This is a genomic window from Nonomuraea sp. NPDC049480, from assembly GCF_044465905.1.
Classification (GTDB): Bacteria; Actinomycetota; Actinomycetes; order Streptosporangiales; family Streptosporangiaceae; genus Nonomuraea.
This window is the reverse complement of record NZ_JBITMD010000003.1, coordinates 561690-584625: the sequence shown is the minus strand read 5'-3', so window position 1 is coordinate 584625 and position 22936 is coordinate 561690. Positions and strand designations below refer to the sequence as shown.

At 70.5% G+C, this 22936-nt stretch carries 22 protein-coding genes and 1 riboswitch; of the genes, 16 read left to right on the top strand and 6 right to left on the bottom strand.

Annotated features, from left to right (window positions below):
* Positions 1-37: 37 nt before the first annotated feature.
* Together ACIBX3_RS12435 and ACIBX3_RS12430 are read left to right on the top strand one after the other, a co-directional pair.
* A complete protein-coding gene (locus ACIBX3_RS12435; protein WP_397116060.1) occupies positions 38-997 on the top strand; it encodes a glycosyltransferase family 2 protein in 960 nt (319 codons plus the stop codon).
* Entirely contained in the window at positions 998-2233 is a 1236-nt protein-coding gene (locus tag ACIBX3_RS12430) for a polysialyltransferase family glycosyltransferase (protein WP_397116058.1), read from the top strand. It abuts the gene before it with no gap.
* A gap of 66 nt (positions 2234-2299) precedes the next feature.
* On the opposite strand, the gene ACIBX3_RS12425 is transcribed toward ACIBX3_RS12430, so the two are convergent.
* Positions 2300-3460 carry a DUF6716 putative glycosyltransferase gene (locus ACIBX3_RS12425; protein ID WP_397116385.1) on the bottom strand — a complete coding sequence of 387 codons (1161 nt, stop codon included), beginning with the start codon at positions 3458-3460 and terminating at the stop codon, positions 2300-2302.
* Positions 3461-3462: 2 nt separating this feature from the next.
* The gene (locus ACIBX3_RS12420) at positions 3463-4407 is read right to left on the bottom strand and encodes a hypothetical protein (protein ID WP_397116056.1); all 945 of its coding nucleotides are present in this window, start codon (positions 4405-4407) and stop codon (positions 3463-3465) included.
* A gap of 386 nt (positions 4408-4793) precedes the next feature.
* Between ACIBX3_RS12420 and ACIBX3_RS12415 the strand changes: the two genes are divergently transcribed.
* From ACIBX3_RS12415 to ACIBX3_RS12405, 3 genes are all read left to right on the top strand, one after another.
* Positions 4794-5615 (top strand): aldo/keto reductase, encoded by an 822-nt coding sequence (locus ACIBX3_RS12415; RefSeq protein WP_397116054.1) that lies wholly within the window; start codon positions 4794-4796, stop codon positions 5613-5615.
* Positions 5616-5635: 20 nt separating this feature from the next.
* On the top strand, positions 5636-6589 hold the full coding sequence (locus ACIBX3_RS12410) for a Gfo/Idh/MocA family protein (protein WP_397116053.1): 954 nt from the start codon (positions 5636-5638) through the stop codon (positions 6587-6589).
* A gap of 117 nt (positions 6590-6706) precedes the next feature.
* Positions 6707-6843, top strand: a riboswitch (cyclic di-AMP (ydaO/yuaA leader).
* A 12-nt stretch (positions 6844-6855) separates the two neighbouring features.
* Positions 6856-7542: a CHAP domain-containing protein gene (locus ACIBX3_RS12405; protein ID WP_397116051.1), complete on the top strand. Its 687-nt coding sequence runs from the start codon at positions 6856-6858 to the stop codon at positions 7540-7542.
* Positions 7543-7596: 54 nt separating this feature from the next.
* Here the strand turns inward: ACIBX3_RS12405 and ACIBX3_RS12400 are convergent, their stop codons facing one another.
* A complete protein-coding gene (locus ACIBX3_RS12400) occupies positions 7597-7803 on the bottom strand; it encodes a hypothetical protein (RefSeq protein WP_397116049.1) in 207 nt (68 codons plus the stop codon).
* A gap of 203 nt (positions 7804-8006) precedes the next feature.
* Between ACIBX3_RS12400 and ACIBX3_RS12395 the strand changes: the two genes are divergently transcribed.
* The gene (locus ACIBX3_RS12395) at positions 8007-8219 is read left to right on the top strand and encodes a hypothetical protein (RefSeq protein WP_397116047.1); all 213 of its coding nucleotides are present in this window, start codon (positions 8007-8009) and stop codon (positions 8217-8219) included.
* Between the two features lie 46 nt (positions 8220-8265).
* Here the strand turns inward: ACIBX3_RS12395 and ACIBX3_RS12390 are convergent, their stop codons facing one another.
* Positions 8266-9084, bottom strand: a complete 819-nt coding sequence (locus tag ACIBX3_RS12390; protein ID WP_397116045.1) for an alpha/beta fold hydrolase — start codon at positions 9082-9084, stop codon at positions 8266-8268.
* Positions 9085-9142: 58 nt separating this feature from the next.
* On the opposite strand from ACIBX3_RS12390, the gene ACIBX3_RS12385 reads away from it, so the two are divergent.
* From ACIBX3_RS12385 to ACIBX3_RS12340, 10 genes are all read left to right on the top strand, one after another.
* Entirely contained in the window at positions 9143-10006 is an 864-nt protein-coding gene (locus ACIBX3_RS12385) for a LysR family transcriptional regulator (RefSeq protein WP_397116043.1), read from the top strand.
* A 60-nt stretch (positions 10007-10066) separates the two neighbouring features.
* The gene (locus ACIBX3_RS12380; RefSeq protein ID WP_397116041.1) at positions 10067-10666 is read left to right on the top strand and encodes a GNAT family N-acetyltransferase; all 600 of its coding nucleotides are present in this window, start codon (positions 10067-10069) and stop codon (positions 10664-10666) included.
* A 66-nt stretch (positions 10667-10732) separates the two neighbouring features.
* On the top strand, positions 10733-11173 hold the full coding sequence (locus ACIBX3_RS12375) for a YciI family protein (RefSeq protein ID WP_397116039.1): 441 nt from the start codon (positions 10733-10735) through the stop codon (positions 11171-11173).
* Between the two features lie 240 nt (positions 11174-11413).
* Complete coding sequence (locus ACIBX3_RS12370) at positions 11414-12649, top strand: RNA polymerase sigma factor (protein WP_397116037.1); 1236 nt, start codon at positions 11414-11416, stop codon at positions 12647-12649.
* Between the two features lie 369 nt (positions 12650-13018).
* Positions 13019-14353 (top strand): extracellular solute-binding protein, encoded by a 1335-nt coding sequence (locus ACIBX3_RS12365; protein ID WP_397116035.1) that lies wholly within the window; start codon positions 13019-13021, stop codon positions 14351-14353.
* 60 nt (positions 14354-14413) lie between these two features.
* Entirely contained in the window at positions 14414-15370 is a 957-nt protein-coding gene (locus ACIBX3_RS12360) for a carbohydrate ABC transporter permease (RefSeq protein ID WP_397116033.1), read from the top strand.
* Positions 15367-16197, top strand: coding sequence for a carbohydrate ABC transporter permease (locus ACIBX3_RS12355; RefSeq protein ID WP_397116031.1), 831 nt, complete (start codon positions 15367-15369; stop codon positions 16195-16197). The genes ACIBX3_RS12360 and ACIBX3_RS12355 overlap by 4 nt, the downstream gene beginning before the upstream one ends.
* A complete protein-coding gene (locus ACIBX3_RS12350; protein WP_397116029.1) occupies positions 16194-17603 on the top strand; it encodes a GH1 family beta-glucosidase in 1410 nt (469 codons plus the stop codon). Before ACIBX3_RS12355 ends, ACIBX3_RS12350 begins: the two co-directional genes overlap by 4 nt.
* Complete coding sequence (locus ACIBX3_RS12345) at positions 17584-18582, top strand: LacI family DNA-binding transcriptional regulator (protein WP_397116027.1); 999 nt, start codon at positions 17584-17586, stop codon at positions 18580-18582. Before ACIBX3_RS12350 ends, ACIBX3_RS12345 begins: the two co-directional genes overlap by 20 nt.
* Positions 18583-18607: 25 nt before the next feature.
* Positions 18608-19603 carry a phosphotransferase family protein gene (locus tag ACIBX3_RS12340; protein WP_397116025.1) on the top strand — a complete coding sequence of 332 codons (996 nt, stop codon included), beginning with the start codon at positions 18608-18610 and terminating at the stop codon, positions 19601-19603.
* Here ACIBX3_RS12340 and ACIBX3_RS12335 read toward each other — a convergent pair.
* Complete coding sequence (locus ACIBX3_RS12335) at positions 19547-21799, bottom strand: M64 family metallopeptidase (protein ID WP_397116023.1); 2253 nt, start codon at positions 21797-21799, stop codon at positions 19547-19549. The genes ACIBX3_RS12340 and ACIBX3_RS12335 overlap by 57 nt on opposite strands.
* Before the next feature lie 48 nt (positions 21800-21847).
* Positions 21848-22834 (bottom strand): anti-sigma factor domain-containing protein, encoded by a 987-nt coding sequence (locus ACIBX3_RS12330; protein WP_397116021.1) that lies wholly within the window; start codon positions 22832-22834, stop codon positions 21848-21850.
* Positions 22835-22936: the final 102 nt, after the last annotated feature.

The following is a 22936-nucleotide window of genomic DNA, read 5'->3' as shown; positions in this document are numbered from 1 at the left end:
TCTGGAGAACGAACCATTGATCACGCTCTCGGTCGTCGTGCCGATTCGAGACGGCGAGCGCTTCATCGCCGACGCGCTCACCTCGCTTTGCCGTAACGCGCGGCACGACTTCGAGTTCATCGTCGTCGACGACGGTTCCGTGGACGCCACGGGGGACATCATCGACGACTTCCGCGCCGATCTTCCCGGGCTGACCGTGTTGCGCAACGCCCAGCCCGTCGGGCTGGCGGACGCGCGCAACACGGGCCTGTCGGCGGCGTCCGGCAGGTACGTGACGTTCATGGACGGCGACGACTGGCTCGCCCCCGGCTACCTGACCCGGCTCGTCGAAGCCATCGACGGGCTCGGCTGCGACTTCGTACGCGTCGACCACGTGCAGGTCGAGGGCCGCAAACGAGTCGTGCACCGGGCGCCGCTGGCGCGACGGGGCACGGTGCTCGACCCCCGTGACGCGATCCTTCCGGCGAACGTGCGGACCATGGTCGACTACCCCTACGCGTGGGCCGGGATCTACCGGCGCTCGCTGCGGGACCTTCTGCATTTCCCCGGCTCGCTGCACACCGCAGAGGACCGGCCGTGGATCTGGCGGCTGCACCGGGAGGCCGCCACGTTCGCCGCGGTGTCGCTGGCCGGGGTGTTCTACCGGCGCATGGTGTCGGGGTCGCTGACGCAGGTCGGCGACGAGCGGCAACTGCACTTCTTCGACGCCTTCGAGCTGGTCTTCAAGGACCTGGAGCCGGAGTTCATGCCGAAGGCGGTGCGGAACTTCTGCGCGCTGCTGGCCCACCACCTGGAGATCGCCGACCGGTTCACGCCCGCGCTGCGCTCCCGCTTCGAGGAGCGCGGCGCGCAGGTGGTGCGCTCGCTGCCGCCGGAGGTCGTGTCCGAGGCGGTGGCGCGCATGTCCGTCGAGCGCGAGACCACGCTGCGGGCCCTGGTGCCCGACCTGCCCCCCAGCCCGCACGTCCGGGTCCGCCGCGACCGGGAGGAGACATAGATGAGGGTCTTCTACGCCTCGACGCTGTTCGGGGCGATGTCGCTGGCCGCCGCGATCGACGACGGCCGCTTCGGCGACGGGCGGCGCGTCCTCGTCGTGTCGAACAACGCGGCCATCCCCGAGGTGGCGATGCCGCTCGACAAGACGCCGGGTTTCGCGGTGCTGCGCTCGCGCTTCGACGAGGTGCACTCGTGGAACGACCTGATCGCGCCGCTGCACCCGTCGGACTGGCGGGCGCGGATCATCGAGGTGCCGATGATGGAGCGCCTCATCCGCTCCCACTGGGGGCTGGACGGCGTCGAGGAGCTGGTGCTGGAGTCGATCGCGGTGCCGCCGGCGCGGACGATCGCGGGGCTGGTGCGCGACTGCCCGATCACGGTCTACTCCGACGGGCTGATGAGCTACGGGCCGACCCGCGACCCGCTGCCCGCCGAGATCTTCCGCCGCATCGGCCGGCTGCTCCACCTGGACCTGGTGCCGGGCCTGACGCCGCTGCTGCTCAGCGAGTACGGCGTCGCGCCCGAGATCCTGCCCGGCGAGCGCTTCCTGTCGATCGTGGCCGAGGTGGCCGCGACCGCCCCCGACATGATGGCCGGGCAGGCCGTCATCCTCGGCCAGTACATGTCGGCGCTGGATCTCCTCACCGCCGAGGAGGAGGCGGGGCTGCACGAGACGATGCTCAAGGCGCTGGCCGCCCGCGGCTACACCCAGGTCGTGTTCAAGCCGCACCCGGCCGCAGGGCGCCGGCACGCCCAGCTCATGCGGGCCGCGGCCGAGCGCTCGGGCGTTCGCCTGTCGGTGCCCGGGGAGAGCGTGCCTGCCGAGGTGTGCTTCGCGGCCCTGAGGCCCGAGCTCGTGGTGGGCTGCTTCTCCACCGGGCTGATGACGGCGCAGCGCTACTTCGGCCTGGAGGTGGCCTCGTACGGGACGCGACTGGTGCTCGACCGGCTCACGCCGTACGAGAACAGCAACCGGATCCCGGCCACGATCGTCGACGCGCTGCTGCCGCGGCTGTCGGCCGAGGGGCACCTCGACCGGCCGCCGATCGTGGACCTGCCGGCGCTGGTACGCGCGGTGGGCTACTGCATGCAGGCCGAGACCTACCCCGACCTGCGGCCGGCGAGCCTCGACTTCGACGCCCGCTACTTCAAGCGCAAGCGCCTGGAGACGCTGGGACTGGTGGCCAAGCCCACCGCGCTCACCCGGCTGCGCAGGAAGATCAGATCAGCCATCTGACGGCACGCGCCACGGGCTTCCCACCCGCGCCACGCGCGCTCACCTACCCGCTCGGGGCGAGCCGGGTCAGGTGAGCGCGCGCAGGTAGCGGCGCACGCGGCGCTTGGCCTTGTAGCCGGCCCGCAGCATCGTGGGCGGCACCTCCACCCGCAGCCTGGCGCGCCGCCGCGCGGCAGCGTGCTCGGGCCCGTCCAGCAGCGACTTGGCCGACACCCGCGGCCGGGAGATCACCAGCCCCGTCAGCAGCCCCGCCCAGTCGTCGCGCTCCACCGGGTGGAAGTAGTTGGCCGCGCACCACGCGGCCGAGGCCGTGCGGAAGTCGCCGGCGGCCAGTTCGTCCAGCGTTCCCAGGAGGTCGCTGCCCTCGAACACCAGGTTGATCATCTCGGCGCTCACGCCGAAGTCGCTCAGCACCAGCGACGGCACGTCCAGCGCGATGGCCTCCAGCGCCGCCGTCGAGCTGACCGTGACGAACCCGGCAGCCTGCGACAGCTGCTCGTGCATCGGCCCGGCCGCGAACGCCAGCCGCCCCGGCTCCCCCATCTCCCGCCACAGCCGCTGGTAGTGGTGACGCTCGTTGTGCGTCTGCCGCTCGTCCTCCAGCGCCCGCAGCTTGACCACCACGTCGAGATCGGGCCGCTGCCGGGCGAGCCCGGCCAGCGCCAGCAGGATCGCCTCACGCTGCCCGCGCTCGCGCGGCACCTTGGCCTGGGTGGCGAACACCACCCGGTTCCCGCCCCGCGCGGCCGCCTCGAACCGCAGGAACGGCAGCCTGGCCAGGCCCAGCGCCCCTCCCCCGCCGAGCCGCCGGGCGATCTCGGAGAACTCTTCCACCTCCCGCTCGCTGTGCACGACGAACAGGTCACAGCCGCTGCGGAACAACCACGCCTTCTCGGTGGCGGGCACCGAGATGCCCGGCAGCCCGCTGACGAACACCGGGCGCGGCCGCAGGCCCGCGAGCACCTCGGCCACCAGCACGTCCACGACCGGGCCCGTGCAGGCCACGAGGATCACGTCGGGGCGCATGCGCTCGGCCGCCCGCCGCACCGACCGGGCCGACAGCACCGGCGGCGCCTCCCGCCCACTCACCGCGGCGGCGATCTGCTCGGCCGAGGGCGCGATCGGTGTACGCACCACCACCAGCTCCGTCTCGCAGCCCGCGGGCAGATCGGCGAGCAGGCAGGCCGCCCACTTCAAGTACGAGTCGGAGTCGGCGACCGCCAACACTTTCAACCGGACACTCCAGTCAGATGCGAGCGAAGGGCGGGAACCGCCCTGCTGGTCCACCAGTCTTCGGGAACGTCCACGGGCTCGACGGCGACACCGCGCGGGCTGAGCAGCACCCGCAGCGAGGTGATCGCGGTCGAGGGGAGGCTGAGCACGCGCTGGCCCTGGTCCAGGCCGCGCAGCGTCAGCTCGGCGGGGATCCCGGCGTCGTGCACGGTGATGCCGGGCCGCTCCCGGATCAACGCGACGTCCACGGGGTCCTCGCGGCGGTGCGGGTAATAGGCGACCGGCTCCTGGGAGGCCAGGTTCGTCAGCCAGGTCAGGTAACGGTCGCGGTGCACCAGGCCGTTCCTGACGAGCGAGGTGCCCAGGACGACGGTGCGCTCGGCGGGGCCCTCGGCGCTGGGCGGCTGGGAGCGCAGCCAGGCGAAGTCGTGGCGGACGAGATGCACCCCGGCGCGGCGAACCGCCTCCTCCAGCTCCTCGTCCACGTCCAGCGCGGTGAAGACGGAGACGTTGCTCAGGCGCAGCCGCAGCGCGGCCGCCAGGCCCAGCGCGGCCCGCAGCTTGGTGGGCTGCGCACGGGCCCGCAGCAGCGGCTGGTACGGCCCCGCGGCCAGCAGCTCCAGCAGCCGGATCGTGGCCAGCCCGTCGTCGACGATCACGATGCGGCCCGGGTTGGAGATGAGCCAGCGCAGCTGCACCTTGCCGGAGAACGCGTCGCCCACGGCCTGCACCCGGCGGGGCATGCGCTCGCGCGGCTCGGCCAGCTCCAGGCCGTCCGGCAGGGCGAGGGAGCGCAGCTCCTTACGCGTGGCCTTCAGCGGCCGCAGGCCCGCTCGCGGTACGACGGCCGTCGTGGGCCCGAGGAGCCCGGCATGGTGGGCCTCGACGGCGCACAGCATCTGGAGCGGGGACTCCACCCAGGCCGACGCCTGTTCGACCACTCGTTGCCCTCCCAGCCCGCTGATGGCCCGTTCATGACCGCTCCAAGGTAGCCCCGCCGCCTTAAGCCGCCCGGAACGCAACGTGAACAGTCAACTGTCACCGGCTGTACGGTGCCGCCCGGCCGGGCGGAAACGCAAGTGGCCGCCCGATCGCATGCTTGCATGGCCGTTATGAGGGCATCGGCTAGCAGGGGTGGGCGTGAGCCGGAGCCGCACCACCGACGGCAAGCCCTTCCGCTTGGCGGGGAGCGGCGGATCGCCGTCGCGCACCTGCGACATGGCCCATCACCTATTGTCACCAACCTCTTCCATACTGTTTCGAAAGGAGGCGTGGCGCTTCCTCCCGGCCCTGAAGCCGAAGGACCGGATTCCGCGCCACAACTCAGATGAACTCGCTCATGCTCAACACCGACGGCGTGCAGATCCCGCAGCTCGGGTTCGGCGTCTGGCAGATCCCTGACAACAAGGCCGAGCAGGCCGTGCGGACCGCCTTCGAGGCCGGTTACCGGCACGTCGACACCGCCGCCGCGTACGGAAACGAGGAGGGCGTGGGCCGGGCCGTGCGTGCCAGCGGGCTGCCGCGCGAGAAGGTGTTCGTCACCACCAAGCTGTGGAACGCCGACCACGAACGCGCCGAGCAGGCCTTCGACGAGAGCCTGGCCAGGCTGGGCCTCGACTACGTAGATCTTTTCCTCATCCACTGGCCGGTCCCGAAGCGAGACAAGTACGTGCAGGCGTGGAAGGACCTGGAGAAGATCTACCGTGACGGGCGGGCCAAGGCCATCGGCACCTCCAACTTCACCGTCGAGACCCTCACCCGGCTGATGGACGAGACCGGCATCCGGCCGTCCATCAACCAGATCGAGCTCCACCCGTACCTGCAGCAGCGCCAGATGCGGGCCTTCCACGAGGCCAACGGCATCCTGACCGAGGCGTGGAGCCCGCTGGGCCAGGGCCAGGGCCTGCTCGACGACCCGGCGCTGCGCGTGCTGTCGGACAAGTACGCCAAGACGCCCGCGCAGATCGTGCTCCGCTGGCACCTGCAGCTCGGCAACGTCGCCATCCCCAAGTCCGCCGACCCGTCGCGGATCAAGGAGAACATCGACGTGTTCCGCTTCATCCTCGACGCCGAGGACATGGCCGCGATCGGCGCGCTCAACCGGGGCAAGCGCATCGGACCCGACCCCGATACGTTCAGCATGACCTGAGACGTCTACGATCTCGCTTTGTGCGAGATTTTGCGTGGGGCATAGCGGCGACCGGCGGCATCGCGCGTACCGTGGGGGCGGCCATCGCGGCCGAGCCGGGGATGCGGGTGGCCGCCGTCGGCTCCAGGAACCTCGGCCGGGCGCAGGCCCTGGCCGCGACGCTGGGCGCGGAGTCGGCCTACGACTCCTACGAGCGGCTGTGCGCCGACCCCGCCGTGGACGCGATCTACGTCGCGACTCCGCACGCCCAGCACCTGCAGGTCGCCGAGGCCGCCATCGCCGCCGGCAAGGCCGTGCTGTGCGAGAAGCCCCTCGCGGCCACGGTGGACGACGCCGAGAAGATGGTGCGCCTGGCGCGCGAGGCCGGCGTGTTCCTGATGGAGGCGATGTGGATGAGGTTCAACCCCCTCATCCGGAAGATCGCCTCCGACGAACGTTTCGGCGAGATCCGCTCCGTGCAGGCGTCGTTCGGCTTCAGCATGCCCTACGACCCCGCGCACCGGCTGTGGGCGCCGGAGCTGGGCGGCGGCGCGCTGCTCGACCTGGGGATCTACCCGTTCGGGCTGGCCCAGCTGCTCCTCGGCATGCCCTTGGAGATGCAGGTCACCGGCTCTCTCGCCCCCAACGGGGTGGACGCGGAGGCCGCCGGGATGCTGCGCTACCCCGGCGGCAGGCATGCTCTCGTGGCGACCTCGTTGCTCGGGAATTACCCGAACCAGGCCTGCGTTGTGGGCACACAGATGCGGGCGGACATCCAGGCGCCGTTCTGGGCCCCGCAGCGGATCCTCCTCACCGGGCCCTCCATGGAGCCGGAAGAGCACCTGCTCGATCCGGCGGACAACGGATACGCCGGGGAGCTCCGCGAAGTCCGCGCCGCGACGGCCGAAGGCAGGACCGAAAGCTCGATCATGCCTCTTGATGAATCCCTTGCCATGATGGGGCTTCTGGCCGACGCTCGCAGGCAGCTCGCCTAGCTGGGCGTTTATGTAGTTGTAATCTTCTTGCCGCATGTATTACCTTATGGGGCATCTCGCGGCATACGTCCGGTTTGTCCGGCTATGTCTGACCATCGCACGAAACATCACAGGACCCACCTGTGACCGCTGAATCCGCCTGCGTGCGGAACCGGGGACCCAGTCCTTTGGGGCGAATCGGCACTTCGGTGCCGTAGGGCAGCTTCCACGCCCGAGCCCGTCAGCTAACCCGGTAAGCGGCATGGAAGCAAGGAGTAACCCCCTCGATGGCCAAGTTCCGTATTACCGCTGCGCCGAAAACCACGATCGCCCGCGCCATGATCGGCGCGACCGTCCTCGCCTCCGCGTTCACCGCCCACGCCACGTCGCAGGCCTATGCCGAGACCGTCGAGCAGCCGATCATCGCCGCCGACGACCATGCCGGCGTCCAGGCTCCCAAGGCCGACGAGACCAAGGTCAACGTCACGGCCGCGCAGGTCCTGGCCCTGGCCAGGTCCCAGGTCGGCACCACCGAGAACGCCGCCGGCGGCGGCACCCCGTACCAGCAGTGGTACGCCGCCTCGCAGCGCGCCGCCGAGACCATCGCCCGCGACGGCGGCGAGCGCGCCGCCTACCTGAACGCCCCCTGGTGCGCCATGTTCATCTCCTGGCTGGGCGAGAAGACCGGTGCCCGCCCGACGGTCGGCTGGGACGCCTACACCGTCACCTACGCCAAGTGGTTCAGGGCCAACAACCGCTTCGGCACCCTCGCCAAGCCCGGCGCCGTGGTCTTCTTCTCCTGGAGCGGCAGCAAGGACCTCCGTGACATCAACCACGTCGGGATGGTCGTGAAGGACAACCAGAACGGCACCATCTCCACCATCGAGGGCAACACCGGCAACGGCCGGGTCGAGGAGCGCATCCGGCCGACGTCGCAGGTCGTCGGCTACGGCTACCCGCAGTACGCCGCCTGACCACACACGACGAAACGAGCGCGCGCCCCGCACGGGGCGTGCGCTCGTCGCGTCTCAGCCGTCCATGAGGGCGAGGTATCCGTCCTCCAGCGTGGGCTCGACCAGCCGGGCGCGCGGGTCCGGCGGCGCGGCCGCCACCACCCGGTACCGCATCCCCGCCCCTTCCGGCAGCGCCGGCACCACCCGCCCCGTCACGGGCGCCGGGCCGGGCGTGGTCACCGTCCACACCCGGTGATACGCGTGCGAGACCAGCTCGCCCACCGTCCCCTGGAACGCCGGCCGGCCCTGGGGCCGGCACCGCCAGCGACCGGTTCACCCAGGAAGTGCCAACCCGCACGCGGCGCGGCACAAGAGCAATAACTACCGATATTGATCAAGTCACTTGATAACTGTAGCCACTCGCCGCACGGAGATCATCCTGAAATGATCTCTGAAGCGTTGTCAAGATCGAGAGGAAGTCTGACATGCGTGTACGAGCAGCGTTGGTAAGCGCAGGAATCACCGCCCTCGCCCTCTCCGGAATCGCCCTCCCCGCCCAGGCCGCCGCCTGGGAGCCCCACTCCCGGTACGGCAGCTACAGGGCGTGCGTCGACGCCGGTCAGATGTACGTGCGCGAGAACTACGACGCGTACAAGTGCACCGAAGGCCCCGGCTACTACCAGCTCTGGCTCAAATAGCCGCCCGGCGGGCCGGGCCCTCGGCGCACCCGCGCTGAGGGCCCGCTCACCCCAGGAAGAAGCGCGCCAGAGCGCCGGCGACCGCGCCCGGGTCGTTCTCCATCGGAATGTGACCGGCACCTGGGACGCGCACCAGAGAGGTGTCCGGCATCTCGGCGGCGAACCGCTCGGCGTACCGCACCTCCTGGAACGTGTCGTCCTCCCCCCACACCAGCAGCTTCGGCGTCCGGTCACCCTTCAGCGCGGGCACCAGGTCGAGCGTGTAGCGGCCGTCGGCCGCGCCCGCCAGCGCCATCCACGACCGCCGCACCCGCGCGTCGTTCCACGGATCCAGGTAGTCGGCCAGCTCGGCCTCCGTCGCGGGACGGTGCAGCGCCGTGCTCACGGCCGTACGGCGGGCCGCCAGCAGCTCCTCCGCCGTCACCGCCGCCACCACCTCCGGGTCGCGGAACCGGGCCACGCCCGGCACCGGCCACGAGTCGTACGTGACCGAATTGACCAGCGCCAGCCGCCTCACCCCGACCTCGCCACCGGCGAGCAGGTGCTGGGCGACGGCGCCCCCGATGTCGTGCCCCGCCACGGACAGCGGCTCCTCCGCCCCCAGCGCCGCGGCGAACCGCGCCACCCACCCCGCCAGCGCCGGCACCGCCGCCGTCTCGATCGTCAGCTCCCCCTCGGACCGTCCCAGCCCCGGCAGGTCCACCGCCACGGGACGCAGCCCCGCCGCCGCCAGCCCGTCCATCACCGGCTGCCAGACCCGGCTCCAGTACGTGCCGTGCACCAGCAACACCACCGGACCCTGCTCGCCCGCCGCCAGATAGCTGGCCTGCCGCCCGTCGACCTCGATCGTCATTCGCTCCGTCATGGCATAACCATCGGGTTCTAATACATCGGTGGTCAAATACCACTTAGGGTATGCCGGTATGACGTTGGCGCAGCTCCGAGCACTGATCGCGGTCGCCGAGCACGGCGGCTTCACCGCCGCCGCGGACCACACCGGCATGTCCCAGCCCGCCGTCAGCCGTGCCGTCGCCGCTCTGGAACGCGAGCTCGGCGCCGCCCTGTTCGTCCGCCACCGCGACGGCATCGCCCTCACCGAGGCCGGCCGCCGCGCCGTCGACCGCGCCCGCGAGGCGCTCCGCCACTTCGACCTCATCCGCGCCGACGTGGCCGCCGCCGCCGGCGAGATCACCGGCGAGCTACGCCTGGCCAGCCTCCCCACCGCCACGGGAACGCTCATCGCGCGGCTGCTGCGCGCGTTCACCGACCGCTACCCACAGGTCCACGTACGCCTGTTCGAGGGCGTCGACGACGACATCCGCGCCTGGCTGCGCCGCGGCGCAGCCGAGGTCGGCGTCGTCACCCTGCCCGCCCCCGGCTTCGACACCGTCCCGCTCAGCACCCACGACATGGTGGCCGTCCTGCCCGCCGACCACCCGCTGGCCGAGGGGCCGGTCGTCCATCTCGCCGACTTCGCCGGCCGGCCGTTCATCCTGACCACCGCCGGCTGCCGGCCGCTGATCATGACAGCGGCACGGGAGTCGAAGGTGCGGCTCGACATCGCCTTCGAGGCCAGCGGACCGGCCGCGATCCTCGAGATGGTCGCGGCGGGCCTCGGGGTCAGCATCGTGCCCACGCTGGGCCTGCCCGCCGACCCGGGCACGGTGGTCACCCGGCCCCTGCGGCCCAGGACCACCCGGTCCCTGGCCCTGGCCGTTCCGTCGCTGGCGGACTGCCGCCCTGCCGCCCGCGCGTTCCTCGACCAGCTGACCGCCTTTACACTGTAGATTCACTACTTCCCATCGAACCTCCCATGCAGGTCTGAGGCGCGACCAGGGGAAATTCAGATGCTCGGCACGGATCCGTGTTCTAATGTCCGGGAAATGAATCTTCGCGATGAGCAGCGGAGCGACAGAGAACCCGTGCGGACGGTGCATCTGCAGGCGTTCGGTGACCACGGAGCCGTCGTGGCCGATCTCGTGGACACCCTGCGCGGCACGATCACACCTGACACGGGCATCTCGCTGGTGGCCGAGGACGCCGGGAGGGTCATCGGCCACATCATGTTCACCTCGGGCCTGCTCGACGCGCCACGGCGGCTGGTCGAGGTGCAGGTTCTCAGTCCTCTGGCCGTGGCGCCCGGGTGCCAACGGCAAGGCGTCGGATCGGCCCTGGTCCAGCGCGGCCTGGAGTTGCTCGCCGAGCGCTCGGTCCCCCTCGTCTTCCTCGAAGGGGACCCGGGCTACTACCGTCGCTTCGGCTTCCAGCCAGGGAGCCTCCATGGCTTTCGTAAACCGTCCCTGCGCATTCCCGACGCGGCCTTCCAGGTCATCACGTTTCCCGCATACGAGCCATGGATGACCGGGACGTTCGTCTACTCGCAGCCATTCTGGCAACACGATGCCGTTGGTCTCCGTGACCCTGATGACCAGATCTCGCAGGAATAGTGTCGATCCATCCGCCGGCCGTTCGACGCATGGGCGAGAGCCGCACGCGCGAAAGGGAAGAGACCGATGAAGTTCATGATCGTGGGCAAGTCCAACATGGAGATCGAGGCCGGGGCGCTGCCCGACAGGGAGTACGTCGACCAGATGCACGCCTACAACGAGTCGCTGGCCAAGGCCGGAGTGCTGCTGGCCGCCGAGGGGCTCTACCCGAGTTCGCGCGGCGCGCAGATCGCCTACACCGGCGGCAAGGCGACCGTGATCGACGGGCCGTTCACTGAGGCCAAGGAGCTCATCGCCGGGTTCTGGCTGATCCAGGTGAAGTCCAGGGAAGAGGCCATCGAGTGGGCGCTGCGCCTGCCGATGCCACCGGGCGCCGACGGGGTCCCGCTGAACGTGTGGGAGGTGTTCGACGCCTCCGACGTACCCGACGACTCGATGCCCACCGAGGTACACGAGCACGAGGAGGCCCTGCGCGAGCGCCTCGGGGTGTACCGGCCCGGCTCCTGATTCGGCTCCGGTCTGCGCGCCGTGTCCGAACCAGTGTGGAGACGGCCGGATCAGCGGCAGGTGAAGCGGCGATGACGGCGGCTTCCCCGGTGGGGCCGGCGGCGGATTGCGCGGGTACGGCACCGCCATCGCCGGCTGACCGGCAGCGGCGGGTGGCGGGATTCGGCCCACGCCGCCTCCCCTGAGTGATCTGGTCGCCGGTTGCGATGAGATGCGGGTGCTGGTCTCATGGGCCCCGTGATGGCTTCCGACACTCACCGGGCGATCGAGGCGGTATGGCGGATCGAGGCGGCCCGGCTCATCGCCGGGCTCGCCCGGCTGGTACGCGAGGTCGGCCTCGCCGAGGAGCTGGCGCAGGACGCGCTGGTCGCCGCCCTGGAGCAGTGGCCGGAGTCCGGCGTGCCGCGCAACCCCGGCGCCTGGCTGATGACGGTCGCCAAGCGCCGCGCCATCGACCTGATCCGCAGGAACGAGCGCCTGGAGCGGAACCTGGCCGAGCTCGGCCACCGCCTGGATCAGGCCGAGGAGGAGCCGCCCGAGGTCGACGAGATCGAGGACGACCTGCTGCGCCTCGTCTTCACCGCCTGCCATCCCGTGCTGAGCATGGAGGCGCGGGTGGCGCTGACCCTCCGCGTGCTCGGCGGCCTGACCGCCGAGGAGATCGCACGTGCGTTCCTGATCCCGGAGTCGACGGCGGCGCAGCGCATCGTCCGCGCCAAGCGCACTTTGGCCGACAAGCAGATCCCGTTCGAGGTGCCGCAGGGCGCCGAGCTGGCCGGCCGCCTGGCCGCCGTCCTGGAGGTGATCTACCTCGTCTTCAACGAGGGCTACTCGGCGACGGCCGGCGACAACTGGATGCGCCCCGCCCTGTGCGAGGACGCGTTGCGGCTCGGCCGGGTGCTGGCGGGGCTGATGCCGAGGGAACCGGAGGTCCACGGGCTCGTGGCGCTGATGGAGATCCAGGCGTCCCGCTCGGCCGCCCGCGTGAGCCCCTCCGGCGAGCCGATCCTGCTGCTGGAGCAGAACCGGGCCCGCTGGGACCCGCTCCTCATCGGCCGCGGCCTGGCCGCGCTGGAGCGTGCGGAGGCGCTCGGCGGCGCCCGCGGCCCGTACGCCCTCCAGGCCGCCATCGCCGCCTGCCACGCCCGCGCCGTCACCGCTGAGGACACCGACTGGGTCCACATCGCCGCCCTGTACGAGGAGCTCGCCAAGCTGTCGCGCTCCCCCGTCGTCGAGCTGAACCGGGCGGTGGCGCTGTCGATGGCGTACGGGCCGGAGGCGGGCCTGCAACTGCTGGACCAGATCGTGGACGAGCCGTCGCTGAAGGACTACCACCTGCTGCCCAGCGTGCGCGGAGACTTCCTGTTCAAGCTGGGGCGGCGGGAGGAGGCTCGGGCGGAGTTCGAGCGGGCGGCCTCGATGACCCGCAACGCCCGCGAACGCGCCCTCCTGGAGGAACGCGCCGCCGCCTGCTGATCCGCGGCGCGCGGATCCGGCTCGCGGACGCGGCCGTCGAGCCGCCCGGCCGGCGACGCGCCGGACCCCCGTCGTGACGCGGGTCGCTGACCAGGAGCAAGCCTCTTCCGTACGGGCGACATGCCCAGAAGCGACACAAAAGATGTCTCTTGTGGTGGGAGCGCTCCCAATCCGCTCTTTGCGTTGTTTGTGCCCGAAAATCCCATTTCACTGTCACAAACTGCACCATTGGTAACGGTTGCGTTTCGGTGGATTGACGTGCAGACCACGTAAGTGCACCCTTTGTGGGAGCGCTCCCAAACACTCCCACCGCGGCGGAGCGCATGCCGCGGTGCACTCCCCCAACATTCACCCGAGAAGGGGTCCACCATGATGATCAGCAAGCGCCGCGGTCTTGCCGCGGCCTCGGCCCTCGCCGCGGCGGCGCTGACCGTCGCATCCTGCGGCTCCGGCAGCACGCCGCAGTCCAGCGCTCCGGCATCCTCGGCGGCCGCCGAGCCCGTGACCATCCGCGTGCAGACCTTCGGCGGCGGCTCGAACTTCGGCTACGAGAAGGCCGTCGCCAAGTGGAACGCCGAGCACAAGGACATCCAGATCAAGCACGAGAACCTCACCGACCAGTTCGAGCAGGTGTACTGGCCGCAGTTGATCCAGTGGCTGCAGTCCGGCAACGGCGCGGGCGACGTGGTCGGCATCGACGAGGGCGCCATGGGTCTGGCCAAGGCCCACCCGGAGTGGTGGACCGACCTGAAGGAGCACGGCCTGGAGTCCCGCAAGGCCGACTTCCCCGCCTGGAAGTGGGAGAACGGCGTCACCGCCGACGGCAAGGTCTTCGGCCTGGGCACCGACATCGGCGGCATGAGCATCTGCTACCGCGCGGACCTGTTCAAGAAGGCCGGCTTGCCGGCCGACCGGGAGAAGGTCAGCGCCCTGTGGCCGACGTGGGACGAGTTCATGAAGGTCGGCCAGCAGTTCCAGTCGAAGGTCAAGGACACCAAGTGGGCTGACGGCACCAACACGCTCTACCAGGTGGTCCTGTACCAGGAGGCCGCCAAGAACGGCAACGTCACCTACTTCGACCAGAGCAACAACCTCATCGTCGACAAGAACCCGGCGGTGAAGACGGCCTTCGACTTCGCCACGAAGATGAGTCAGCAGGGCATGACCGCCAAGCTGCGCAACTTCACCGACGAGTGGTCTGCGGGCACCCAGAAGGGCGCGTTCGCCACGCTCGGCTGCCCCTCCTGGATGCTCGGCGTGGTCAGCGGCAACGCGGGCGACGGCGGCAAGGGCAAGTGGGACGTCGCCTCGGTGCCCGGCGGCGGCGGCAACTGGGGCGGCTCCTGGCTGGCCGTGCCCAAGCAGAGCAAGCACCCGAAGGAAGCGGCCATGGTGGCCGACTACCTGACGCAGGCGACGACGCAGGCGAGCATCTTCAGCGACTTCGGCAACATGCCGAGCAACACCAAGGCTCAGCAGGACCCGGCCGTCCAGGGCGCGAAGAACGAGTACTTCAACGACGCCCCGATCGGTGAGATCTTCGCCAAGTCCGCCTCCAGCCTCCAGCCGGTCTTCCTCGGCGTGAAGCACGCCCAGGTCAAGAACGCCATCGAGTCCGTCATCCAGGGCATGGACGACGGCTCCGTCCCGCACGACAAGGCCTGGCAGCAGCTGGTCGACGACGCGGTCAAGGCCGCGGGCTGATCTCCCCGCCCGGCCCGCTGGAAGCGGGCCGGGCACGTTGCTGCTGCTGAAAGGTCTGCCATGAGCCTCGACACCCTTCCGCGGGCGGTGGGGAGCAACCGCCGCCGCGACCGCCCGCCCGGCCGCCGCTGGCGTTCCCGCCTGGACGTCAAGGCGATGCCGTACGCCCTGGTGTCCCCGTACTTCCTCCTGTTCGCCGCCTTCGGACTCTTCCCGCTGGCCTTCACGCTGTACTACTCGCTCTACGACTACGACCTGGCCGGGACCACCGAGTGGGCCGGGCTGGACAACTACACCGCGCTGCTGGCGGACGAGGACTTCTGGAACGCCGTGACGAACACGGTGGGCATGTTCGTCCTCGCGACCGTCCCCCAGATGCTGCTGGCGCTGTTCCTCGCCAACGCGCTCAACAAGCGCTTCAAGTTCCGCCTGGCGATCCGGATGAGCGTGCTGCTGCCGCTGGTGACCTCGGTGGTGGCGGTAGCGGTGGTGTTCACGCAGCTGTACGCCCGCGACTGGGGCCTGGTCAACTGGGTGCTGAGCTGGTTCGGCGTGGAGAGCACGAACTGGCGGGCCGAGCGCATCCCGTCGTGGATCGCCATCGCCACCATGGTCGACTGGCGCTGGACCGGCTACAACGCGATCATCTTCCTGGCCGGCATGCAGACGATCCCGCGGGACCTGTACGAGGCCGCCGCGATCGACGGGGCCTCGCGGCGGCGGCAGTTCTGGCAGATCACGCTGCCGATGCTGCGCCCGACCATGATCTTCGTGGTGCTCAACTCCACGATCGGCGGCCTGACGCTGTTCTCCGAGCCGACCACGTTCTACAACGGCAACGTCGACGGCGGGTCGCAAGGCCAGTTCCAGACGGTGGCCATGTTCATCGTCAAGCAGGGCTTCCGCGAGTTCGACTACGGCTACGCCGCCGCGGCCGCCTGGCTGCTGTTCCTGCTCATTCTCATCGGTGCCGCGATCAACTTCCTGTTCGTGCGCAGGATCGGGGGCACGAAATGACCAACTGGTCTCCGACCGTCATCACCAGGGTCATGCTGGGCCTGGCCGTCGTGCTGTCGGCGTTCCCGCTGTACTGGATGCTGGTCATCGCCTCGCGCACCAACGCGGACGCGGTCTCGGTGCCGCCGGCGTTCCTGCCGGGCGGCAACCTGGGCGAGAACATCGTCGCGGTGCTGAACCATCCTGACGCGCACTTCCTGCTGGGCCTGACGAACTCGTTCATCGTCGCGAGCGTCGTCACCGTCTCCGTCGTCATCATCTCGACGCTGGCCGGCTTCTCCTTCGCCAACCTGAAGTTCAAGGGCAGGAACCTGCTGCTGGTGCTGGTGCTGCTGACGATGGCGGTGCCGCTGCAGCAGATGGGCGTGGTGCCGCTCTACCGGCTGATGGTGAGCCTGGAGTGGACGGGCACGCTCACGGCGGTCATCCTGCCGTACCTGCTCAACGGGTTCGGCGTGTTCCTGATGACGCAGTACACGCGGCAGGCCGTGCCGATGGAGCTGGTCGAGGCGGCCCGGGTGGACGGCGCCGCCACTCTGCGGATCTGGTGGAACGTCGTCCTGCCCGCCGTACGGCCGGGAATGGCGGTGCTCGGCATCAACACGTTCATGCTCATGTGGAACGACTTCATGTGGCCGCTGATCGTGCTGACCCCGGACAATCCCACCGTGCAGATCGCGATCACCCAGCTCAACGCCAGGTTCTCCACGAACTACACGTTGATCTTCGCCGGCACGGCGCTGTCCATCATCCCGCTCGTCGCGGTATTCGTCGTATTCGGCCGCCAGATCGTCGGCGGACTCATGGAAGGTGCGGTCAAGGCGTGACGACACAAGAGGAACAGACGCGTGCCGGGCTGCGCTTCCCTGCGGGCTTCGCGTGGGGCGCGGCGACCTCGGCGTACCAGATCGAAGGGGCCGTCAGCGAGGACGGGCGGGGCACCTCCATCTGGGACACGTTCGCCAAGACTCCGGGCCGGGTGCTCAACGGCCACCACGCGGACGTGGCGATCGACCATTACCACCGGTTCAAGGAAGACGTCGCCATCATGGCGGAGCTGGGCCTGTCGGCCTACCGCTTCTCGGTCTCCTGGCCCCGCATCCAGCCGACCGGCTCCGGCAAGGTCAACCAGAAGGGGCTGGACTTCTACAAGCGGCTCACCGACGAGCTGCGCGGGCACGGCATCGACCCCTGGCTGACCCTCTACCACTGGGACCTGCCCCAGGAACTGGAGGACAAGGGCGGCTGGCCCAACCGCGACGTCGCCTACTGCTTCGCCGACTACGCGGCGACGGTCCATGAGGCGCTGAAGGATCACGTGCACACCTTCAGCACCGTCAACGAGCCATGGTGCTCCGCGTTCCTCGGCTACGCCTCGGGCGAGCACGCCCCGGGCCGGCGTGAGCCGGAGAACGCGATCAGGGGCGCGCACCATCTCAATCTGGCCCATGGGCTGTCGGTGCAGGCGATGGGCGCCCGGCGGGTCGGCGGCTGCGTCAACCTGTACGCGATCACGCCGGCCACCGACAGCGTGGCGGACCTGGACGCGGCACGCCGCATCGACGGGCTGCAGAACCGGTTCTTCCTGGACGCGCTGCTGCTCGGCCGCTACCCGGAGGACGTGCTGAACGACCTGCCCGGCGAGAAGGACTTCATCCAGCCGGGCGACATGAAGATCATCAACGCGCCCATCGACGTGCTGCTCGTCAACTATTACAGCCGCTTCACGGTCTCGGGAGCACCAGGCGGCAGGCAGTCGGCGGCGGCGGCGCCCACGGATACGGGTTCGCCGTGGGTCGGCAGCGAGCACGTGTCGTTCGTCAGCGGCGGGCGTCCGGTGACGGCGATGGGCTGGGAGATCGACGAGGACGGCCTGGTCGAGATCCTCACGAGGGTGGCGCGCGACTACCCGCCGATCCCGATGGTGGTCTCCGAGAACGGCGCCGCCTTCGACGACGTGCTCGTGGACGGCCGGGTCAACGACCGGGAGCGGCAGGCGTACGTGGAGGCGCACCTCCGCGCGTGCAAGGACGCCATCGACGCGGGCGTGCCCCTGGAGGGCTATTTCGCCTGGTCATTGATGGACAACTTCGAGTGGGCGTGGGGCTACGGCAAGCGGTTCGGGCTGGTCCACGTGGACTTCGAGAGCCAGGAGCGGAGGCTCAAGGACAGCGCGCTCTGGTACTCGGAGATCATCCGGCAGAATAGGCGTCATGAACCGACCGACTCTTGAGGCTGTCGCGGCCCGGGCAGGTGTGGGCCGGGGCACGGTGTCGAGGGTCATCAACGGCTCGCCCAACGTCAGTGCCAAGGCCCGCGAGGCCGTCGAGGTGGCCATTCGCGAGCTCGGCTACGTGCCCAACAGAGCCGCCCGCGCCCTGGTGACCCGCCGCACGGACACCGTCGCGCTGGTGGTGTCCGAGTCGCAATTCCGGGTGTTCGACGAGCCCTACTTCGCCGGCACCATCCGCGGCATCGGCTCGGCCCTGGCCGAGACCGGATTGCAGCTCATCCTCGCCATGGCCCGCTCCCCGGAGGAGCACGCGCGGCTGGAGCACTACCTGACGGGGCAGCACGTCGACGGCGTGCTGCTGCTGTCGCTCCACGGCGCCGACCCGCTGCCGGGTCGGCTGGAGGCGATGGGCGTGCCGACCGTGCTCGGCGGCCTGCCCGTCGGCCTCAATCCGTACAGCTACGTGGACATGGACAACAGGGCAGGGGCCCGGCAGGCGGTCAAATATCTGCTGGGCCTCGGCCGCCGCGCGGTCGCCGCGATCGCCGGCTCGCAGGACATGGGCGTGGGCGTGGACCGGCTCGCCGGCTACCGCGACGCGCTGCTGTCCTCGGGACTGCCGGAGATCGTGGCCTACGGCGACTTCTCCGAGCAGAGCGGCGCGGCGGCGATGGCGGAGCTGCTGGAGCGGCATCCCGATCTCGACGCGGTCTTCGCCGCGTCCGACCCGATGGCGCTGGGCGCGATGCGCGTGCTCAAGGCCGCGGGGCGGGCGATCCCGGAGGACGTGGCGGTGATCGGGTTCGACGACTCGAAGGCCGCGGTGAGCGCAGACCCGCCGCTGACCACCGTCCACCAGCCGACCGAGGCGATGGGCCGCCAGATGGCGCAGCTGCTGGTGGCCCGTATCAACGGCGAGGTGCTGCGCCAGCCCGTGGTGATCCTGGACACGCATCTGGTACGCCGGCAGTCCGCCTGAGAGGATCCCCACGGAAGGGAGCACTGTGGACAGCAGGACCAAGCGCCGTTTATCCCTCGCCGAGCTCGCCGCCCTGGCCCGGCGGGCGCTGGGCACGGGTGTGGCGTCCGCCACCGAGCTGACCGACGGCTACGCCAACGCCGTCTGGCGGCTTGTGCTCGAGGACGGGCGTCAGGTGGTGCTGAAGCTGTCGCCGCCGCCCGAGCTCGACCAGCTCAGCTACGAGCGCAACCTGCTGCGCACGGAGGCCGAGGCCATCGAGCTGGCCGCCGGGGCGGGCGTTCCGGTGGCTTCGCTGGTGCACGCCGGCTACGACGACCCGGTGCTGGGCGGCGACTATCTCATGCTGGCCGCGCTGGACGGGGTGTCGTGGAACGACGTCAAGCCCGAGGGCGAGCAGGCGCTGCGCCGGGAGCTGGGCCGCCACCTGGCCAGGTTCAACACGGTGACCGGCGAGCTGTTCGGCTACCCGCACGCCGGGATCGTGGGCACGACCTGGCGGGAGGCGTTCCTGGCCATGGTGGGCGCGCTGCTCGGCGACACCGAGCGCTATCCGACGCCGCTGCCCCGGCCGGTCGACGAGATCATGGCCGTGTTCGAGGGCGCCGCGCACGTCCTCGACGAGGTGACGACGCCGTGCCTGGTCCACTTCGACGTGTGGGCGGGCAACGTCTTCCTGGATCTGAGCGGGACGCCGCGGATCCAGGCCATCATCGACCATGAGCGGGCGTTCTGGGGCGACCCGATCGCCGAGTTCGTCACACCGACGATCTTCGGGGAGCTGCGCGAGGACGACCCGCTGCTGGCGGGCTACCGCGAGGTGACGCCGCTCGAGCTCACCCCGTCCGCGCTCATCCGGTTCGACCTCTACCGGGCCTACCTCTACCTGATCCTGCTGGTGGAGAACGGACCCCGGCAGTACCCGCAGGACGAGTACGCCAGGATCCGCGACGGCGCGATCAGATCACTGAACGACGTGCTGGACCGCCTCGTACGCTCCTCCCTCAGCGCCCTGGGCTAGTTTCGCGCACTGGCCGGCGCCCGCGCCGGCCGTCTTGTTCGGCACGCCGAGGTCCGCCGGCGCGGGGGTGTTGCCCGCGCAGGCGAGCGCGCCCTTGACCGTGGTGCCGGACAGGATCGGCGCCGTGTTGCCGGTCAGCAGCACGACGCCGCGCACGTCGGCGCCCACGACGATCAGCTCGGTCGCGCCGGTGACGGTCACCGCGCCCTGGACGCGGGCGCCGAGCAGGTGCACGGCGGCCGGCTTGGCCGCGGCCAGCGCGCCGGTGATGCGACCGCCGGTGACCACCAGCGAGGCGCCGGCCTTCACCGTGACGGGGCCGGTCACCTGGGCGTGGTCGAGGCAGGTGACGCCGCCGGCGACGGCGAGCGCGCCCCTGTGGGCGCCGGTGATCGTGCGGGTGCAGGCGGGCGGCGGCGCGATCGTGGTGACGGTGAAGCTCCTCGCCTTGCCGTAGTTGCCGGCGGCGTCGATGGAGCGGTATTCGATCGTGTGGCGGCCGCGCGGCAGCCTGCCGTACACGAGGGAGTCGATGACCGTGCCCTGCTCCGAGAACGTCCACGGCAGCTGCGACGACGTTGGCCAGCCGAAGTAGTTGAACCAGCCGTCGCCGTCCACCCGGGACTCCGAGACCACGTGGCCGTCGCGGTCGTCGGTCCCGGTGAGCCGCATCGAGAAGGGGCCGTTGTAGACGTAGGTGTCGCCGGACCCGGCCAGCGGCTCGGACAGCTCGTACGCGGTGGCGGGCGGCCTCGCGTCGATCGACCAGGTGATCGTCCGGCCGCCGAGGGAGGCGGTGAGCGTGTGCGGACCGGGGCCGAGGTCGAGCCCGCCCAGGTCGAGGTCGGCGGCGGAGCCCTTCACCCGCTCACCGTCGAGCGTCCACGTGATCTCGGGGACGGCGGCGGCGGGGTGGGTGGTCTCGACGTACACCACGTCGTCGCGGCCGAGCGGCCGGTCGGCGGGCGTGGCGGAGACGATGGCGGGCTCGACGCCGTCCGGCGGGGTGGTCAGCGCGGTGTCCACCGTCCAGGTGCGGGATCTGGTCATGGCCTGCCTGATCGCCGGTTCCCTGACGAATTCGGTCGGGTCCGCGACGGTGGCGGTGACCGTGTGCGTGCCCGGCGAGAGGTCCATCGTGCGCAGGTCGAACGCGTCCCGGTCGCCCGGCAGCTCCCGGCCGTCCAGGGTCCAGGTGGTCGTCAGCGGGTGGCTCACCGGGCGCATCGGCTCCACCCACAGCACGCGGTCGGCGCCGACGGGCGCGTCCACGGGGGCCGAGTCCTGGATCACCATGGTCTTGGCGGTGATGCGCTGCGTCATCACCTCGCGGCTGACCTGGTCGAAGTAGTAACCGAGGGTCTTCATCATGGAGTGCGCGCTGGGCCGCCACACTCCGGTCGTGTAGTACAGGCCGCCCTCGTAGCGGCCGATCGGGCCGCCGGACTCGCTCGGCTCGCCCAGCCAGCGCCACCACTTCTTCTGCTGGTCGCGTAGCTGCTGCTCGGTGAGCAGGGTGTGGTGCTCGCTGGACGGCTCGGGGCCGGTGTAGGCGCCGCCGGGGACGCCGCGCTGGTAGTAGTCGTACTCGTCCTGCAGGCCGCCCAGCGAGTGGCCCAGCTCGTGCGGGCTGATCAGGGCGGACATGCTGTTGCTGCCGGAGGCGGTGGCGTACGTGCCGCCCGCGCCGCCGTAGGTGCCGCTGTTGCCCAGCGCGAGGATCTGCCGGTTGCCGGACGTGGTGCCGGCCACGAGGTTCGCGTAGCGGGTGGCGGCGGCGTTGTCCATCGTGATGAGGCGCTGCACGCTGGCGGGGTTGCAGCGGCCCCAGAAGCCCATGCTCAGCGGTGTCGTCCGGCGCGGCGAGTCGAGGCCGGGATCGCAGCTGATGCCGGACTCACCGGAGACGATGTCGATCCGGTAGACGTTGATGTAGGTCCGGTACGACTTGAACGGCTCGATCGACCACATCACGTTGAGGTGACGGTCGGCGTCGGCCCGGAACCCGGCCTGCTCGGCCTCGGTGTAGCCGTCGCCCATGAGGATCAGGTTGAACCGCTTGGCCGGGGGGCCGGTGACCTGCACGGGCACGACGGTCGCGGAGCCCGGCTCGGCGGCGGAGGCCCGGGCCGGGGGCGCGGATAACGGCACGGATGACATGGCGGCGGCCAGCACCAAGGCCGCGAAGATACGCATGCCCTGCACTATCTCTCAGGAAACGATCATTGCCCAGACCTGCCCCGTTCAGGTGGCAGGCAGCCGGGCGAGCATGATGGGCTGAGTGGTGGGCTTCTCGGAGCCGCTCGCCGGCTCCACCGTGAGCGCCACCTTGTCGTCCTTCGTCGAGGGTGTGAGCAGCATGGGGCTGGTGACGCCCCCCTCGGCGCCGCCGAGCATCCCGGCCGGGCGCGGGCCGTCGGGGCCCATCAGCCACAGCTCGTACCCCTTGTGGTCCGGCAGCTCGGCCAGTCCGGACGAGGTGAACACCATCCGGCCCTCGGCCCGGGAGATCACGACCGTGCCGATGCCTCCCGAGGTGATCGGCTGGCGTACGGTCCGGGCGTCGGCTGCGGCCAGCACGGCGACCACCTGCTCGTTCCGCGCGGTCAGGTCGCCGAGGTCGCGGCGGGCGTCGAAGGCCACCGCGCCGAGCGCGATCGCGGCCGCCGCGGACACCGCTGTCAGCCCTGCCAGGATCTTCGACCGTCCGCGCCTGAGCGGCACGACATTGTCGCCGCCTTCCGGGCGCACAGGGATCTCCGGTCCGGCCGGGACCTGCGGCTGTACGGGGAACCGCGTCACCTGCGCCGGCCCGAACCCGGCTCCCGGCGGCATCATGAGCGTCGGGGCGTCCCCCTCCCGATGGAATGGGGGCCCAGCGACCGTGGGCGCGTCCGGCGGCACGGCGACCGTGGGCGCGTCCGGCGGCGCCCCGCCGTGGCCGCGCGCCGCCGGGGGCCTCCAGACGGTGGGGCTGTCGTCGGGCACCCGCTCCGGCCGGCCGTCGCGGCGGCGCGACTCCTGCGCGGCCGCGAGCAGGCGGTCGCGGAGCATGGCGGGCGGTGGCTCGGCCACCACCTCCGCCAGCCTGGCGACCGTCTCCCGCAGACGCCGTACCTCGGCTCCGCATATCTGGCACGCGCGCAGGTGCTCCTCGAACAGCACCCACTCGGCGTACGGCAGTGCGTGCACAGCGTAGGCACCGGAGAGGGTGTGGAGGTCGTCGGTCATTTTTTCACTCCACGGTGAGAGGCGGCTCACGCATGTACTTCGGCCGTTCGGGCATGTCGGATGGCCTCGGAGCTTGCTCATTTCCGGAGATGTGGCACAATC

Bases quoted from the DNA above. Each gene is read 5' to 3' on its own strand.
- ACIBX3_RS12430 (WP_397116058.1), top strand. From the start codon at position 998: ATGAGGGTCTTCTACGCCTCGACGCTGTTCGGGGCGATGTCGCTGGCC.
- ACIBX3_RS12415 (WP_397116054.1), top strand. From the start codon at position 4,794: ATGAACTCGCTCATGCTCAACACCGACGGCGTGCAGATCCCGCAGCTC.
- ACIBX3_RS12405 (WP_397116051.1), top strand. From the start codon at position 6,856: ATGGCCAAGTTCCGTATTACCGCTGCGCCGAAAACCACGATCGCCCGC.
- ACIBX3_RS12395 (WP_397116047.1), top strand. From the start codon at position 8,007: ATGCGTGTACGAGCAGCGTTGGTAAGCGCAGGAATCACCGCCCTCGCC.
- ACIBX3_RS12390 (WP_397116045.1), bottom strand. From the start codon at position 9,084: ATGACGGAGCGAATGACGATCGAGGTCGACGGGCGGCAGGCCAGCTAT.
- ACIBX3_RS12385 (WP_397116043.1), top strand. From the start codon at position 9,143: ATGACGTTGGCGCAGCTCCGAGCACTGATCGCGGTCGCCGAGCACGGC.
- ACIBX3_RS12380 (WP_397116041.1), top strand. From the start codon at position 10,067: ATGCTCGGCACGGATCCGTGTTCTAATGTCCGGGAAATGAATCTTCGC.
- ACIBX3_RS12375 (WP_397116039.1), top strand. From the start codon at position 10,733: ATGAAGTTCATGATCGTGGGCAAGTCCAACATGGAGATCGAGGCCGGG.
- ACIBX3_RS12370 (WP_397116037.1), top strand. From the start codon at position 11,414: ATGGCTTCCGACACTCACCGGGCGATCGAGGCGGTATGGCGGATCGAG.
- ACIBX3_RS12365 (WP_397116035.1), top strand. From the start codon at position 13,019: ATGATGATCAGCAAGCGCCGCGGTCTTGCCGCGGCCTCGGCCCTCGCC.
- ACIBX3_RS12360 (WP_397116033.1), top strand. From the start codon at position 14,414: ATGAGCCTCGACACCCTTCCGCGGGCGGTGGGGAGCAACCGCCGCCGC.
- ACIBX3_RS12355 (WP_397116031.1), top strand. From the start codon at position 15,367: ATGACCAACTGGTCTCCGACCGTCATCACCAGGGTCATGCTGGGCCTG.
- ACIBX3_RS12345 (WP_397116027.1), top strand. From the start codon at position 17,584: ATGAACCGACCGACTCTTGAGGCTGTCGCGGCCCGGGCAGGTGTGGGC.
- ACIBX3_RS12335 (WP_397116023.1), bottom strand. From the start codon at position 21,799: ATGCGTATCTTCGCGGCCTTGGTGCTGGCCGCCGCCATGTCATCCGTG.
- ACIBX3_RS12330 (WP_397116021.1), bottom strand. From the start codon at position 22,834: ATGACCGACGACCTCCACACCCTCTCCGGTGCCTACGCTGTGCACGCA.